The 14,358-nt window shown below is 70.1% G+C and carries 13 protein-coding genes; 5 read left to right on the top strand and 8 right to left on the bottom strand.

Annotated features, from left to right (window positions below; translation table 11 throughout):
• Positions 1 to 3: 3 nt before the first annotated feature.
• The 3 genes from ACFXMV_RS07640 to ACFXMV_RS07630 all read right to left on the bottom strand — a co-directional run bounded on the left by ACFXMV_RS07640 (position 4) and on the right by ACFXMV_RS07630 (position 2,836).
• The gene (locus tag ACFXMV_RS07640; RefSeq protein ID WP_378499287.1) at positions 4 to 1,032 is read right to left on the bottom strand and encodes a phosphatidylinositol-specific phospholipase C; all 1,029 of its coding nucleotides are present in this window, start codon (positions 1,030 to 1,032) and stop codon (positions 4 to 6) included.
• A 114-nt stretch (positions 1,033 to 1,146) separates the two neighbouring features.
• Positions 1,147 to 2,145 carry a UDP-glucose 4-epimerase GalE gene (gene galE, locus ACFXMV_RS07635; protein WP_378499288.1) on the bottom strand — a complete coding sequence of 333 codons (999 nt, stop codon included), beginning with the start codon at positions 2,143 to 2,145 and terminating at the stop codon, positions 1,147 to 1,149.
• A gap of 4 nt (positions 2,146 to 2,149) precedes the next feature.
• Entirely contained in the window at positions 2,150 to 2,836 is a 687-nt protein-coding gene (locus tag ACFXMV_RS07630; protein WP_378499289.1) for an iron dependent repressor, metal binding and dimerization domain protein, read from the bottom strand.
• 125 nt (positions 2,837 to 2,961) lie between these two features.
• Between ACFXMV_RS07630 and ACFXMV_RS07625 the strand changes: the two genes are divergently transcribed.
• Together ACFXMV_RS07625 and ACFXMV_RS07620 are read left to right on the top strand one after the other, a co-directional pair.
• Positions 2,962 to 4,248 carry an acetoin utilization protein AcuC gene (locus ACFXMV_RS07625; RefSeq protein ID WP_378499290.1) on the top strand — a complete coding sequence of 429 codons (1,287 nt, stop codon included), beginning with the start codon at positions 2,962 to 2,964 and terminating at the stop codon, positions 4,246 to 4,248.
• Complete coding sequence (locus tag ACFXMV_RS07620) at positions 4,241 to 6,922, top strand: GNAT family N-acetyltransferase (protein ID WP_378499291.1); 2,682 nt, start codon at positions 4,241 to 4,243, stop codon at positions 6,920 to 6,922. The genes ACFXMV_RS07625 and ACFXMV_RS07620 overlap by 8 nt, the downstream gene beginning before the upstream one ends.
• Before the next feature lie 119 nt (positions 6,923 to 7,041).
• Here the strand turns inward: ACFXMV_RS07620 and ACFXMV_RS07615 are convergent, their stop codons facing one another.
• The 3 genes from ACFXMV_RS07615 to ACFXMV_RS07605 form a co-directional block, all read right to left on the bottom strand.
• Positions 7,042 to 8,010, bottom strand: a complete 969-nt coding sequence (locus ACFXMV_RS07615; protein ID WP_378501844.1) for a sigma-70 family RNA polymerase sigma factor — start codon at positions 8,008 to 8,010, stop codon at positions 7,042 to 7,044.
• A 146-nt stretch (positions 8,011 to 8,156) separates the two neighbouring features.
• Positions 8,157 to 9,644, bottom strand: a complete 1,488-nt coding sequence (locus tag ACFXMV_RS07610; protein WP_378501845.1) for a methyltransferase — start codon at positions 9,642 to 9,644, stop codon at positions 8,157 to 8,159.
• A 12-nt stretch (positions 9,645 to 9,656) separates the two neighbouring features.
• Entirely contained in the window at positions 9,657 to 10,019 is a 363-nt protein-coding gene (locus ACFXMV_RS07605; protein WP_378501846.1) for a DUF3099 domain-containing protein, read from the bottom strand.
• Positions 10,020 to 10,100: 81 nt separating this feature from the next.
• Here ACFXMV_RS07605 and ACFXMV_RS07600 point away from each other — a divergent pair, with 81 nt between their 5' ends.
• On the top strand, positions 10,101 to 10,337 hold the full coding sequence (locus ACFXMV_RS07600; RefSeq protein WP_077041408.1) for a DUF3039 domain-containing protein: 237 nt from the start codon (positions 10,101 to 10,103) through the stop codon (positions 10,335 to 10,337).
• Here the strand turns inward: ACFXMV_RS07600 and ACFXMV_RS07595 are convergent.
• Positions 10,310 to 11,479: a YihY/virulence factor BrkB family protein gene (locus ACFXMV_RS07595; protein ID WP_378502825.1), complete on the bottom strand. Its 1,170-nt coding sequence runs from the start codon at positions 11,477 to 11,479 to the stop codon at positions 10,310 to 10,312. The two genes, ACFXMV_RS07600 and ACFXMV_RS07595, sit on opposite strands and share 28 nt — an antisense overlap.
• Before the next feature lie 234 nt (positions 11,480 to 11,713).
• On the opposite strand from ACFXMV_RS07595, the gene ACFXMV_RS07590 reads away from it, so the two are divergent.
• Positions 11,714 to 13,441 (top strand): DEAD/DEAH box helicase, encoded by a 1,728-nt coding sequence (locus tag ACFXMV_RS07590; protein ID WP_378501635.1) that lies wholly within the window; start codon positions 11,714 to 11,716, stop codon positions 13,439 to 13,441.
• A 102-nt stretch (positions 13,442 to 13,543) separates the two neighbouring features.
• Here the strand turns inward: ACFXMV_RS07590 and ACFXMV_RS07585 are convergent, their stop codons facing one another.
• A complete protein-coding gene (locus ACFXMV_RS07585; protein WP_378501636.1) occupies positions 13,544 to 13,747 on the bottom strand; it encodes a hypothetical protein in 204 nt (67 codons plus the stop codon).
• Positions 13,748 to 13,953: 206 nt separating this feature from the next.
• Here ACFXMV_RS07585 and ACFXMV_RS07580 point away from each other — a divergent pair, with 206 nt between their 5' ends.
• Positions 13,954 to 14,313 (top strand): DUF952 domain-containing protein, encoded by a 360-nt coding sequence (locus tag ACFXMV_RS07580; RefSeq protein WP_378501637.1) that lies wholly within the window; start codon positions 13,954 to 13,956, stop codon positions 14,311 to 14,313.
• Positions 14,314 to 14,358 lie beyond the last annotated feature (45 nt).

The following is a 14,358-nucleotide window of genomic DNA, read 5'->3' as shown; positions in this document are numbered from 1 at the left end:
AGCTCAGCGGAAGTTGTGCGCGATGATCTCCGCCACCAGTTCCGCCGTGGGAAAGTCGGTCATCACGGTGCCGGTGCGGTCGACGTTGCCCGCCCGCAGGTAGTCCAGCGCCCGCTGGTTCATCCCGGTGACGCCGGGCGCGCCCTGCGCGATCGTGATGGGCAGCGCGCCCTGCGCGATCGCGCCCGGATCGGGGACCCCGGTGGCGCTGAGGTGGTTCACGTACAGGGTGCCCGGCGAACCCTGGTCGGTCCGTTCGAAATGGGCACGCGCCCTGTCCCATTTGAGTGGCACCTCGGCGAGACCGGCGATCCTGTAGAAGTCCTGGATGTCCGTCCTGGCACCACCCCACTGCGGGCCGTAGACGACGGAGGCGGCGAAGTTCTGCAGGATCACGACCTTGCCCCTGGTCTCGCCCAGGGTGGGAATGCGCCCGTCGTTGCCGGCGGGTGGGACCCACAGGTGCTCGCGCAGCAGATCCCGGGTGTCGGGATTGCCGTGGATGTACCAGTCGAGGGTCTCCTCGAAGGACCGGGTGTTCTCGGCCTCGGTGTGCTCGCTCTGAATCCGCATCAGCACGGTCTCGGTGGGGTTGTCGCGGAGGAAGCCGGTGGTGTCGCGGACCACGTCGGTGAAATTGGCGTTCAGGTACTCGGGCCCGTGGTGGATCGGGAAGGCGTCCCTGAAGTGCCGGGTCCTGATGTCGAGCGCCCGGATGCCCGCGTGCAGTTGCACGGGCAGCGCGCTGTCCTGGGTTTCCGACACGATCGTCGCGTCGACGGCCATGGTGTCGTGGGTACCGGGAAGGGACAGGTCGGCCAGGCTCGTCCCGTCGGGAACCCGTCCCATCCAGTCCGGGTCCGCGGCCTGTGCGAGCCCGCTGCCGGCAAGCGACCCGCTCGACGAGCCGGACGAGCCGGTGGGCGCGGCTACGGCGCCGGGGGCCGGGCCCAGAAGGAGCAGCGTCGCGAGCGGGAACGCGAGGACGGCTCGCGTGGCCGCGCGTCTGCGCAGCGCGGGAGACAACGCCATGGTGATGCCTTTGCCGGAAGAGGGACGGTGCGCCGCCGAGGGCGATACGCTCCGCTGACGGCGTGCAGCATGACATGCGGCACGCCGCCAGGGACCCTTTTCGGAAAGGCTCGATCAGGAACGGGTCGCCGCGTGTGAGCGGTCGCCGAGCTCCTGCAGGAAGATCCAGGCGTCAGACACGATCTCGTCGAGGTCAGTGTGCTCGGGCCGCCAACCGAGCTCGGCGATGGCCCGCTCGCTGGAGGCGATCAGCACCGCCGGATCGCCTGCGCGGCGCGGCGCGTCCTCCGCGTTGATCGGCAGCCCGGTGACCCGCCTGCAGGCCGAGATCACCTCGCGGACACTGAATCCGGCCCCGCTGCCGAGGTTGTAGATGCTGTGGGTTCCCGCGGTCGCGGCCTCCAGTGCCAGCAGGTGCGCCTCGGCGAGGTCCAGAACGTGGATGTAGTCGCGGACCGCGGTGCCGTCCTGGGTTGGCCAGTCGGTGCCGAAAACCGAGATCTTGTCTCGCTGCCCGAGGGCGACCTGCAACACCAGCGGGATGAGATGTGTTTCCACAACCCGGTTCTCGCCCGCGCCGCGGTACGCGCCCGCCACGTTGAAGTAGCGCAGGCTGGTCGCGGCGAGGCCGTAGGCGTTGGCGTAGGAGGTGATCGCGTGGTCGATCGCCAGCTTCGTCGCGCCGTACGGGTTCGTCGGTCTGGTCGGATCGGTCTCCGTGATGGGGGACCGATCCGGCTCGCCGTAGGTCGCCGCCGTCGAGGAGAAGACCAGGCGCGGTGTCCGCGAGATCCGGATCGCCTCGAGGAGCTCGATCGTGGTGACCACGTTTCCGCGCCAGTACTTTTCGGGCGCGACGACGGACTCGCCGACCAGCGACTGCGCCGCGAAGTGCAGCACGCCGTCGAAGCGCGGCGCGGCCGCGCCGTCGCCGAGAACCGAGCTCGCGACCCGGGCGATGTCGCCCTCGACGAACTCGGCGCCCTCCGGAACCGCGTCCGCGTTGCCGGTCGAGAGATCGTCGACGACGACCACTTCGTGGCCGCGTTCGAGCAGGACCGTGGCGCACACGCTGCCGACATAGCCGGCGCCACCGGTGACCAGGAGTCGCACGCCGCTAGACCTGCTTGACCTGGACTGCGTGGGCCATTTCCTCGGACAGGTCGAAACCCTCGTGACCCGGCACGGTGATCGTCACCGAACCCGGCTTGGTCTCCACCGTCACGCGCGCATCGGGGACGACACCCGCCTCCCGCAACCGGCCGATCACCTCGGGGTCGGACTGCACGTGCTCGGCGAGTCTGCGCACCACCACGGCGGTGGGCTTTCCATGCGGCACATCGGTCAGCCGGATCAGTGTCTCGCCGTTGTCCGCCGGGCGGGTCAGGCCGAGCTCGGCCAGCCCCGGAATCGGGTTGCCATAGGGCGAGGTGGTGGGGTTGTTGAGCACCTCGACCAGACGGCGCTCGACCTCCTCGCTCATCACATGCTCCCAGCGGCACGCCTCGGCGTGCACCTGATCCCAGTCGAGTCCGATCACGTCGACGAGCAGTCGCTCGGCGAGCCGGTGCTTGCGCATCACCGAGATCGCGAGTCCGCGACCCTTGTCGGTGAGCTCGAGATGGCGGTCACCGGCCACCAGTAGGAGACCGTCGCGCTCCATCCTGGCGACCGTCTGGCTCACCGTGGGACCGCTCTGCTCCAGCCGCTCGGCAATTCGTGCCCGCAGCGGCACCACGCCTTCCTCTTCAAGGTCGTAGATGGTACGGAGGTACATCTCCGTCGTGTCGACAAGATCCTTCACGCGCACGCCCCTTCGTCTACGGCCGATTCTACCGGCACGCATGCGGGAATCGATGTTGCACTCTCTCCGGCTCAACACCACCCGCCGCTCGCCTCTTCCCCAGCAGCGCAAGTAGCGTGGCTCTCATGGCCGCGATCTCCAGCCCCCAGGTGGGGCGTGCGCACCCGAATTCGGACCGGGCCGTCGTCTGGAGTCCGGACTACCTCGGCTACCGGTGGAGTGAAGACCACCCGATGAACCCGACCCGACTCGAGCTGACGATGAACCTCGCGCGGAGCATCGGGCTGATCGAGGGCGCCGAACTGGTCCGGCCCGAGGCGGCGACCGACGCGGATCTGCTGCGGATCCACACGCCCGCTTACGTCGCCGCGGTCAAGGCGGCGGGTGCCGGACCGCTGCAGGGACTCGCGGACGCTCGCGCGGACGGCGAGGTGGCCCCGCACGGACTGGGCACCGAGGACAACCCGATCTTTCCCCGGATGCACGAGGCCAGCGCGATTCTCGCGGGAGGAACACTCACCGCGGCGAAGGAGATCGCGGCGGGCCGGGCCCGCCGCGCCGTGAGCATCGGCGGCGGCATGCATCACGCGATGTCCGACTGGGCCTCTGGATTCTGTGTCTACAACGACGCGGCGATCGCGATCTCCTGGTTGCTCGACAACGGTTTCGACCGCATCGCGTACATCGACGTGGACGCCCATCACGGCGATGGCGTCCAGCACGCCTTCCTCGGTGATCCCCGGGTCCTGACCGTGTCCATTCATCAGCACCCGGCAACGCTCTGGCCGAACACCGGATGGTCGAGCGAGGTCGGGTCGGGGGCGGCCGAGGGTGCGACGATCAATCTGCCGGTGCTGCCCGGCACCGTGGATTCGGTGTGGCTGAGGGGTTTTCATGCGGTGGTGCCCGCGGCGCTGGCGGCGTTCAAGCCCCAGATCGTGATCAGCCAGTGCGGGGTGGACAGTCACAGGGAGGACCCGCTGGCGGACCTCGCGCTCACCGTCGACGGGCAGCGGGCGGCGTTCCTGGCGATGCGTCAGCTCGCGGATCGGTACGCGGAGGGTCGCTGGCTCGCCGTCGGTGGCGGCGGCTACGGGCTGGTGCGGGTGGTCCCGCGGGCCTGGACGCACCTGATCGCCGCGGCCCTGGACCGCGACATCGACCCCGCACTGGCGGTCCCGCAATCCTGGCGCGCTCGCGCGGCCGCGCTCGCGCCGAGCGTCGAGTTGCCCGAGACCATGGGCGACGGCGGCGAGGCGACGTACCTGTCGTGGGACGGACCTGGGGGCACGCCGGAGACCGGTGTCGAGTCGATGGACCGCGCTCTCGTCCGGGTGGATTCGGCGATCGCCGCCACCCGCCGGGCGGCCTTCCCGCTGCTCGGCCTGGACCCGGAGGATCCCCGTGACTGACGCCGGTGCCGGCCAGACCGACGCCGCGCCGCAGGCGCCGTTCCCGAAGCACTGGCTGGCGGACGTGCTGCTGACCGACGGCGGCGTCGCGGCCCTGCGGCCGATCGCGCCGGATGACGCCGATCGGTTGATCGCGTTCCACGCCAAGCTGTCCGAGCGAACCCGATATCTGCGCTATTTCGGCCCGTACCCGACGATGTCGCCGCGCGACCTCAAGCGGTTCACCACCGTCGACCACAAGGATCGGGTCGCGTTCGTGGCCGTGCTCGGCGACGAGATCATCGCGGTCGGCCGGTACGAGAGGCTGCTCGACGTCGGCGACGGCCGGTCCGCTGAGGTCGCGTTCGTGGTCGCCGACGCGCATCAGGGGCGCGGGTTCGGGCCTATCCTGCTCGAGCACCTGGCCGCGGCCGCGGCTGAGAACGGCCTGACCATGTTCGTGGCGGAGGTGCTCGCCGAGAACCGGAACATGGTCACCGTCTTCCGTGAGGCCGGGTACCAGGTCAGCAGGACCTACGAGGGCGGAGTGCTCCGGCTCGAGTTCGCCATCGACCCGACCGAAACTCTTGTGGCGGTTCGCAATTCTCGCGAGCGGGCCGCAGAAGCGCGCAGCGTCCGAAACCTGCTCAGCCCACAGTCGGTCGCCCTGATCGGCGCGTCCACCGACGCGGCGAAGGTCGGCAACGCGGTCCTGCGCAACCTGCTCGGCGCCGGGTTCACCGGACCGGTGTACCCGGTCAACGCCGAGAACCGGTCCGTACGCGGTGTCCGGGCCTACCCGAGCGTGCACGACATTCCCGACGATGTGGACCTCGCGGTGGTGGCGGTGCCTGCCGAGGCCATCGACGCCGTCCTCGACGACTGCCTGGCGAAGGGCGTCAAGGCGCTGGTCGTGGTGTCCAGCGGGTTCAGCGACGCGGGCCCGGACGGCCGCCAGTCCGAGCGACGGCTGGTGCACGCCGCTCGGGCGCACGGAATGCGGCTGGTCGGTCCCAACGCTCTCGGCGTCGCGAACACCAACGCCGCGGTTCGGCTCAACGCCACTCTCGCGCCCGCGCTGCCGCCGCCGGGCCGGGTCGGCTTCTTCTGCCAGTCCGGTGCGTTGGGCATCGCGATCCTCCACGAGGCAGCGCGACGTCAGCTCGGGCTCTCCACGTTCGTCTCGGCGGGCAACCGCGCCGACGTCTCCGGCAATGACCTGCTGCAGTACTGGGACTCGGACCCCGAGACCGATGTGGTGTTGCTCTACCTGGAGAGCTTCGGCAACCCGCGCAAGTTCTCCCGGATCGCGCGCCGGGTCGGCCGGAACAAGCCGATCGTGGCGGTGAAGTCCGGCAGGCACGCCGTGCCGGAGGCGCTCGCGGCGAACGGGGTGGAGATCGACGACTCCGTCGTGTCAGCACTGTTCGAGCAGGCGGGAGTGGTGCAGGTCGGGTCGATCGCCCAACTCTTCGACTGTGCGGTGCTGTTCGGTTACCAACCGCTGCCTGCGGGGCCACGGGTCGCGGTCGTCGGCAATTCGTCGGCGCTCGGCGTGCTGGCCGCGGGCGCGGCCCGGGGCGAGGGGCTCGAGCCCGCGAAGCCCGTCGACCTGGCCGCGCAGTCCACTCCCGCGGAATTCGCGGGCGCGGTGAGCTCGGCGCTGGACTCGGCCGACGTGGACGCGGTCATCGCGGTGTTCGTGCCGCCGGTGAGCGTGGACGTCGAGCCCTACGCGAAGGCGCTGCGCGACGCGGCCCGAGACACCAGCAAGCCGATCGTGACGACATTCCTTGCCGCGGAGGGCATTCCGGACGTGCTCGCGGTCCGCGGCGAGGACGGGCATCCCGTCCGGGGATCGGTTCCCTCGTATCCGGGGCCCGAGCGGGCGGCCCTGGCGCTGTCGCGGGCCTGGCGGTACGCCCAGTGGAAGACCAGGCCCGCCTCGAAGGTGGTGCGCCCGGACGGCATCGAGTCCGAACGCGCGGCCACGCTGGTGGAGTCGTGGCTCGGCGAGGGCGAGGGGCGCTGGCTGACGGACTTCGAGGCCGCGCAGCTGCTCGCCTGCTACGGCCTGCGGGTGGTGGAGTTCACGCCAGCGCGGTCCGAGGACGAGGCGGTCGCGGCGGCGCAGGCACTGGGCTTTCCTGTCGCCGTCAAGGCGACCCGCGAAGGGTGGCGTCACCGTCCGGACCTCAGCGGGGTGCGGCTGGACGTGAGTACCCCGGACGCGGTGCGGGACGCCTATCGGGCGCTCGCCGCGGCGTCAGCGGAACCGCTACTGCACGTGCAGAAGATGGCGGACAAGGGCATCGGCTGTGTGGTCGGGGTACAGGACGACCCGTCCTTCGGTTCGCTGATCTCGTTCGGGCTGGCGGGGGTGATCTCGGATCTGCTCGGCGACCGTGCCTATCGGGTGCTGCCGCTGACCGAGGACGAGGCGACCGAACTGATCGACGCCCCGAAGGCCGCCCCACTGCTGTCCGGCTACCGGAGCGCGGTCCCGGTCGACAAGGCCGCCCTGGTGGACCTGGTGCAGCGGATCTCCGCGCTCGGCGACGACCTGCCCGAGGTCAGGGAACTGGTCTGCGAGCCGGTGCTGGCCAGCGAGACGGGGGCCGCGATCACCGACACGCGGGTGCGGATCGGGCCCGAACCGAGCCGGGCCGATCTGGGTCCGCGCAGGCTGCGGTAGCGACACAGTCGCGCCGGCCGATCCGGCTCCTGAGGGGGGGAGAAGCCTGGCGGATCGACCGGCGCGCCAGATGGACCGCGGACAGGGGGGCGTCCGCGGTCCACCGGTTCGTGGGGGTGTCAGCTCGCGTACGAGCGCAGCCGCTCGGCGCGGTCACCCTCGCGGAGCTTGCCCATCACCTCACGCTCGATCTGCCGGACGCGCTCGCGGGAGAGCCCGAAGAACTTGCCGATCTGGTCGAGGGTGCGGGGCTGGCCGTCGTCGAGGCCGTAGCGCAGCCGGATCACCTGCTGCTCGCGCTCGTCGAGCGTGCCGAGGACGGACCGGATGTCGCTGTGCAGCAGCCCGGCGATCACCGCGCTCTCGGCGGAGGTGGCCTCCGCGTCCTCGATGAAGTCGCCGAGCGGCGCCTCCTCGTCGCTGCCGACCGGCATGTCGAGGCTGACCGGGTCGCGGCTGTGGTCGAGCAGGTCGGCGATCTTGGCGACCGCGATGCCCGATTCGCTCGAGAGCTCCTCGTCGGTGGCCTCGCGGCCGAGCTGCTGATGCAGCTCGCGCTTGATCCTGGCCAGCTTGTTGACCTGCTCCACGAGGTGCACTGGCAGCCGGATCGTGCGGCTCTGGTCGGCCATGCCGCGGGTGATGGCCTGGCGGATCCACCAGGTCGCATAGGTGGAGAACTTGAAGCCCTTGGCGTAGTCGAACTTCTCCATGGCGCGGATCAGGCCCAGGTTGCCCTCCTGGATCAGGTCCAGCAGGGGCATCCCGCGCCCGGTGTACCGCTTGGCCAGCGACACCACGAGCCGCAGGTTCGCCTCGAGCAGGTGACTGCGCGCCGACTGGCCCTCCCGGACGACGGTGGCGAGGTCGCGCTTCTTCGCGGCGGTCAGCCGCTTGCCGGTCTCGAGCACGTGCGTGGCGTACAGACCCGCCTCGATCCGCTTGGCCAGCTCGACCTCATCCGCGGCGGTCAGCAGCGCGGTGCGTCCGATCCCGTTCAGATAGACGCGAACGAGGTCCGCAGCGGGGCTCTGGGCGTCCAGATCCTCGGCGCTGGGCCGCAAGCGGGTGGTGGTGGGGCTCGTCATGACCTGCCTCCTCATCGGTGGTGTCTCATAAGGCTCAACGCCGCGACACCGTGCAAAGTTCCCGGGTGTGATCCACGGAATCGCGTCTGACCTGCGTTTTCGAGGAGGTGGTCCTGAGAAGTTGCTGAGAAGATGAGCCTGGGGAACTACCCCGGGAACTCGGCGGGCAGCACCATCCCGTGCCGCACCAGCGAGTGCACCAGCGGGACGGCGGCGGCGGCCAGTTCGTCGGGGTCCTCGCCGTTCGCGGCCGCCAGCAGTTCGAGCAGCTCGTTCAACGCCATCGAGTCCGGCCGCATTCCGCCGAGCAGCGCGGCGGTCAGATCGTCCACCTCGTGCTGCCAGTTCGGTCCGCTACCGCGGTGCACCCGCGCCACCACCTGCTGCCAGCCCTCGTCGCCCGGCAGCGACACTCGTTCGAGGGCGGTCGTGGGCTCGAGCATGAAGCGCTGCTCGAGCACGTCGCGCTCGCGCAGCCACGCCAGCCGGTCGAAGTAGCCGAGCGCCTCGCCGCCGAGCGGATCGGAGAAACCGTGCCGCAGGTCCTCGGCGAGGACGTCGCTTGGCTCGTCGGTGCGGCGTAGGTACACGAAGCCGAAGCCCACGCCCTCGACGTCGGCGGCCTCGAAATGGGACAGCCAGGCCTCGGCCTGCGCCGCGGTCGCCGGGTCGCGCGGGTCGAGGCCGCCGTCGCGCATCCAGGTGCCCACGTACAGCGCGGGATCGGCCACGTCGCGCTGCACGATCCAGGCGTCGACGCCGTGCCCGGGCAACCAGGACGCGATCCGGGACCGCCAGTCCTCGCCGCGCACGTGCACCCAGGACGCCAGCATCGATGCGGTGCCGCCCGGCTCGAGGTGGTCGAGCACGGTCGAGATCATCAGCTCGCTGGCGCCGTCGAGGTCGAGTCCGGAGTCGCGGTAGGTGTGCTCGACCCGCCCGCGGCCGACGACGAACGGCGGGTTGGCGACGACCCGGTCGAAGCGGCGGCCGTCGACCGGCTCGAACCACGGGCCCCCGAGCAGCTCGACGTCGATCTCGTTGAGCGCGAAGGTCGCCGCCGACAGGTCGAGGGCGCGCAGGTTGATGTCGGTGGCCGTGACCGAGCGCGCGTACCCGGCCGCGTGCAGGGCCTGGATGCCGCAGCCGGTACCCAGGTCCAGCACCGATCCGGTCGGGGTGATCGGGGTGGCCCGCAGCAGCGACAGGGACGCGTGCCCCACGCCGAGTACGTGGTCGGGCGCCGTGGTCCGCGGCCCCATGCTGCCGTCCAGGTCGGACAGCACCCACCGGTTGCCCGCCCCGAGGTCCAACGGCCTCAGGTCGAGAGCTGCGCGAACCTCGTCGCCCGCGCGCTCGAGGAGTCCGACGGCGACTGCCCGGTCGAGGTCGAGCGGGCGCAGCGCCTGCGCGACCTCCGCCGCCTGGCACGGGTCGCCGAGCAGGAACAGCCTGGTCAGAACCCCGAGATCGCCCGCGGTCCTGCTGGCCCGCCGAACCGGGACGGGCTCGTGGCGGCCGAGCGCATCGTGCGCGTCGGCGCCGAGCATCTCCAGCAGGGCATCGGCGGTGTACTCGGTGCGGTGCAGGGCCTCGCGGAGCGGGCCGCAGGCGGAGAGCAGTTCTCGGTTCACCGCCCCAGTTTGTCAGCCTTCGATGGTGGGGTGCTGCCGGGATTCGATCGCGGGCGGCGTCGGGGTCTGGTGGTCGTAGCGGCGGGGCTCGTCGGACTTGCGCGGCGGGCGATCGTTCGCGACGAGCACCGCGATCCACGGCAACGGGACGGAGACGCCGATGATCGCCAGGCTGATCCAGGGGTTGGCCCATTCGCTGTATGCCAGCGCGGCCAGCACCAGCGCGGGGATCCGGATCGCCATCAGGATCGTGTACTTGCGGACCCGGGCGTGCTGCTCGTCGTAGAACGACTGGGCCGCATCGGTGATGAGAACCGGGTTCCCCGACGCGTCGTCGTCGCTCTTCGCGCGGTCGAAATCCGAACTCGATGCCATGCATCAACCTTCCCACTCTCGGCCGCCGATTGCATCACCCGGGGGCTCGCCCGGTGGGCGGGCGTGCGTCATCATGGACAGGTGAGCACTCAGACCAAGGAACGTCCCGACACCACAACCGACGAATCCACCGATGACGACCGCCCCAAGTTCTTCCACTACGTGAAGAAGAACAAGATCGCCGAGAGCGCGGTGATGGGGACGCACGTCGTCGCGCTGTGTGGCGAGGTCTTCCCGGTGACGAAGTCGGCCAAGCCCGGTTCGCCGGTGTGCCCGGAATGCAAGAAGATCTACGACGGGTTGCGCGCGGGCGACTGAGCCGTCGCGACCGGCCGCAGGTCGACCGCGGTCTCGTCGGCAGGCTCCTCGGCGGCCTCGTGCCTGCCCCGATCCGGTCCGGTGATCCGCATCGGACCGGTCGCCAACCGCCTGGTCAGATTCGTGACGGGCCCGACGGGAGCGCCGTCGGGCGCCCGAGCGGCCGCCGCGGCCTGCGCGGCCAGCCACTCCCGCATCTGCTCCATCCGGGTCGCCCGCGCGGGCCAGAACTCCTGGATGGTCGCGTTGAACTCGGCGCCGAGGACGACCGCGAAGCCGAGGAAGAACGTGAACAGCAGGAAGGCGATCGGCGCCGCCAGCGCGCCGTACGTGTACCCGGTCTCCGTGATCCAGGAGAGGTACCAGCGCAGGACGGTGCTCGCCCCCATGAAGAAGACGCCTGCCAGCAGCGATCCGAAGAGCAGTCGGTGCCAGGGCAGCGACTTGGCCAGCGCCACCTTGTACAGGGTGGTCAGGCCGATGATCAGGAGCAGGCCAACGGCCGGGTAGTAGAAGGTGTCCACCGCCTGCGATCCGAACGCGTACCAGGATTGCGGTAGCGCCCGCCCGATCAGGGTCGGCCCCAGCGCGACGAGCGGCAGCACGAACACCGCGACGATGAGAAACATCACATAGAGCAGCAGTGCGAAGATCCGTTGCCAGACGGGATGCCGGACGTCCTTCTGGCCGTGCGCCTCGACGATCGAGTCGACGAAGGTGGAGATCGCCGAGGATCCCGCCCACAGCGACAGCAGGAAGCCGGCCGAGACGATCTCCGGCCTTCCCCGGCCGAGGACGTCACTGACCGTCGGGCTGATGAGCTGATCGACGACGCTCTCGCTGAAGGCCGTGCGGCTGAAGGTGATGATCTTCGACTCGATGATGTCGACGGTGTCCGGGCCGAACCAGCCACCGATGTAGCCGATGCTGCCGAGCAGTCCGAGCAGCAGGGGAGGCAGCGACAGGGTCTGCCAGAACGCGGCGGTTGCGGCCTTGCCGAAGATCGAGTCGCCCCACGCCTTCCTCGATGTCCTCGCGATGACCTGCCAGGCGCGGCGGAGCGGATGAAACCCCGAGGGCGGCGCGACGGCTGGCGCGGCGGGCTGGTCGCCGCCGCGCTCTCCGATGATCGGCTCGTCCATGATGGTTCCAGCATTCCCGACGTTGCCGAGTCACCCCGCATTGAGGTCCCTCGTGTCGGGGGAAATCTGCCGCTACCAGAGATCGCGTCCGGTCCGCGACATCGCCGCGTCGGTCCGCGACGCGCTGCCGTCGGAGATGTGGGGAACGTCGGTCGTCGGGGTTAGGCTCCTCCAGGATCGAATCACGGCGAACGATCGCATCACGGACGCAGCACAGAAGGAGCGGCAGCGACAGTGCTCACGGGTAGTACCGAATCGACACCACCCGCACCCGTCGCCACCCTCCGAGCGTGGCAGCGTCGCGCGCTGACCAAGTACCTGGCCACGAAGCCGCAGGACTTTCTCGCGGTCGCGACCCCGGGCGCAGGCAAGACCACCTTCGCGCTGCGCGTCGCCGCGGAACTGCTCGGCGACCGCACCGTCGACCAGGTGACGGTGGTCGCCCCGACCGAGCACCTCAAGCATCAGTGGGCCGAGTCCGCGGCGCGGTTGGGCATCGCGCTTGACTCGAACTTCTCGAACTCCACCGGCCAGACCTCCGCCGACTATCACGGCGTCGTGGTGACCTACGCCCAGGTGGCCTCGCATCCCGCCCGGCACCGGGTGCGCACCGAGAACCGGCGCACCCTGGTGATTCTCGACGAGATCCACCACGGTGGCGACGCCAAGAGTTGGGGCGAGGCGATCCGCGAGGCGTACGACCCGGCCACCCGCAGGCTCGCGCTGACCGGGACCCCGTTCCGCAGCGACGACAGCGCCATCCCGTTCATCCAGTACGAGCCCGACCACGAGGGCCTGCTGCGGTCCAAGGCGGATCACGCCTACGGCTACTCCGACGCGCTCGCCGACGGCGTCGTGCGGCCCGTGGTGTTCCTGGCCTACTCGGGCGAGGCCCGGTGGAGGAACAGCGCAGGCGAGGAATTCGCCGCGCGCCTCGGCGAGCCGCTGTCCGCCGAACAGACCGCGCGGGCATGGCGGACCGCGCTCGACCCGAACGGCGACTGGATCCCCGCGGTCCTCGCCGCCGCGAACACCCGGCTCCAGCAGCTGCGGGCCGGCGGCATGCCCGACGCAGGCGGACTCGTCATCGCCACCGATCAGACCGTCGCCCGTGCCTACGCGAAGATCCTGGAGTCGCTGACCGGGCGGGCGCCGACCGTCGTGCTCTCCGACGATCCGTCCGCCTCGAAGCGGATCGCCGAGTTCAGCGGCAACACCGATCCGTGGATGATCGCGGTTCGGATGGTGTCCGAGGGCGTCGACGTGCCGCGCCTGGCGGTCGGCGTGTACGCCACCAGTGCCTCGACGCCGCTGTACTTCGCGCAGGCCATCGGCCGATTCGTGCGTATGCGCGCGAAGGGGGAGACGGCGAGCGTCTTCGTGCCCTCGGTGCCGGTGCTGCTCGACCTCGCCAGCCAGCTCGAGGTGCAGCGCGATCACGTGCTCGGCAAGCCGCACCGTGAGAAGGACGGGCTCGACGACGAGCTGCTGGTCGACGCGAACAAGCAGAAGGACGAACCGGGCGAGGAGGAGAAGGCGTTCACCTCGCTCGGCGCCGACGCCGAGCTCGATCAGGTGATCTACGACGGATCCTCATTCGGTACGGCGACGTTCGCGGGCAGCGACGAGGAGGCGGACTACCTGGGCCTGCCCGGGCTGCTCGACGCGGACCAGATGCGAGCGCTGCTGCGCGAACGTCAGGCAGGCCAATTGGACAAGGCCTCCCGTGAGGCCGAGCCGGTCCGGGCGCCTGCCGCGGTGGCCGACCGGGTGTCGTCCGCGAACAAGCTGGCCGAACTGCGCAAGGAACTCAACGGGCTGGTCGCGATGCAGCACCACCGAACCGGCAAGCCGCACGGATGGATTCACGGCGAGCTGCGCCGGGTGTGTGGCGGCCCGCCGACCGCGATCGCGACGGTCGAGCAGCTCACCGAGCGGATCGCGATGCTGCGGCAGTGGTGAGAACGAGACAGTGGTGAGAACGAGACAGAGCCCGCACCTTTCAGGTGCGGGCTCTGTCTGTGACTGGGGTGCCCCGAACGGGCGCCCGGTGTTGCTGACGGCCTAGATCGTCGCCTCGTCGAGTACGGCATCGGAGACGATGGTGGCGTTCATCGCGCGGAGTCGATCGTCGTGCTCGTTGGCGTGGTGCTGGCAGAAGAGAAGCTCTCCGCCTGTTGAGAGGACCGCGCGGACGCGGGCTCCCGCACCACACCGGTCGCACCGGTCGGCAGCGGTCAATGGGGGGCTGGTCAGTGTTCCGGGCATGACTCCTCCGTACTGGCGTTCGGCCGAAGCCGGGTTGCCTGGGGCCTGGTCCGCCGCACCGGGATGGCGCGGTGGATCCACTCTGTCAGACGTTTGGGCTTCAGGAGTTGTTCCCGTCGGCGTTTCTTTGTGGTTTCACTAACAGGGAACATGGGGGACGTCAGTGATGGAGATCACTTCCAGGACGGTCCGGATAGCCTGCGGGGGTGACTGTTCCGGACAAGACCTTGGTTCACATCTGCACCGCCGAGCAGTGGCAGCAGGCGCAGCGCTCGGGGGAGCGGCTGCCCGAGACCTTCGGCGCCGACGGGTTCGTTCACCTGTCGACCACCGAGCAGGTGCACCTGCCTGCCAACCGACTGTTCGCCGGTCGCACCGACCTCGTGCTGCTGTACCTGGAACCGGAGAGGTTCGGCGCCGAGGTCCGCTGGGAACCCGGCGTGCCGACGGACCCGGAGTCGATGCGGTTCCCGCACCTGTACGGGCCGCTGCCGGTCGCGGCGGTCGCCGAGGTGCGCGCCTACCTGCCCGGGCCGGACGGCGTGTTCGGGCCGCCCGAGCGCTGACGGTGCACTTTCGCGCGTTGCGGGTCGAAACCCGCGCGCAGCGCT

The sequence above is a fragment of the Rhodococcus sp. NPDC059179 genome, assembly GCF_042754885.1.
Lineage (GTDB): Bacteria > Actinomycetota > Actinomycetes > Mycobacteriales > Mycobacteriaceae > Rhodococcus_G.
Note: the sequence above shows the minus strand (reverse complement) of the source record. Positions and strands in the feature narration are given on the sequence as shown.

Bases quoted from the DNA above. Each gene is read 5' to 3' on its own strand.
- ACFXMV_RS07640 (WP_378499287.1), bottom strand. From the start codon at position 1,032: ATGGCGTTGTCTCCCGCGCTGCGCAGACGCGCGGCCACGCGAGCCGTC.
- ACFXMV_RS07625 (WP_378499290.1), top strand. From the start codon at position 2,962: ATGGCCGCGATCTCCAGCCCCCAGGTGGGGCGTGCGCACCCGAATTCG.
- ACFXMV_RS07615 (WP_378501844.1), bottom strand. From the start codon at position 8,010: ATGACGAGCCCCACCACCACCCGCTTGCGGCCCAGCGCCGAGGATCTG.
- ACFXMV_RS07605 (WP_378501846.1), bottom strand. From the start codon at position 10,019: ATGGCATCGAGTTCGGATTTCGACCGCGCGAAGAGCGACGACGACGCG.
- ACFXMV_RS07595 (WP_378502825.1), bottom strand. From the start codon at position 11,479: ATGGACGAGCCGATCATCGGAGAGCGCGGCGGCGACCAGCCCGCCGCG.
- ACFXMV_RS07585 (WP_378501636.1), bottom strand. From the start codon at position 13,747: ATGCCCGGAACACTGACCAGCCCCCCATTGACCGCTGCCGACCGGTGC.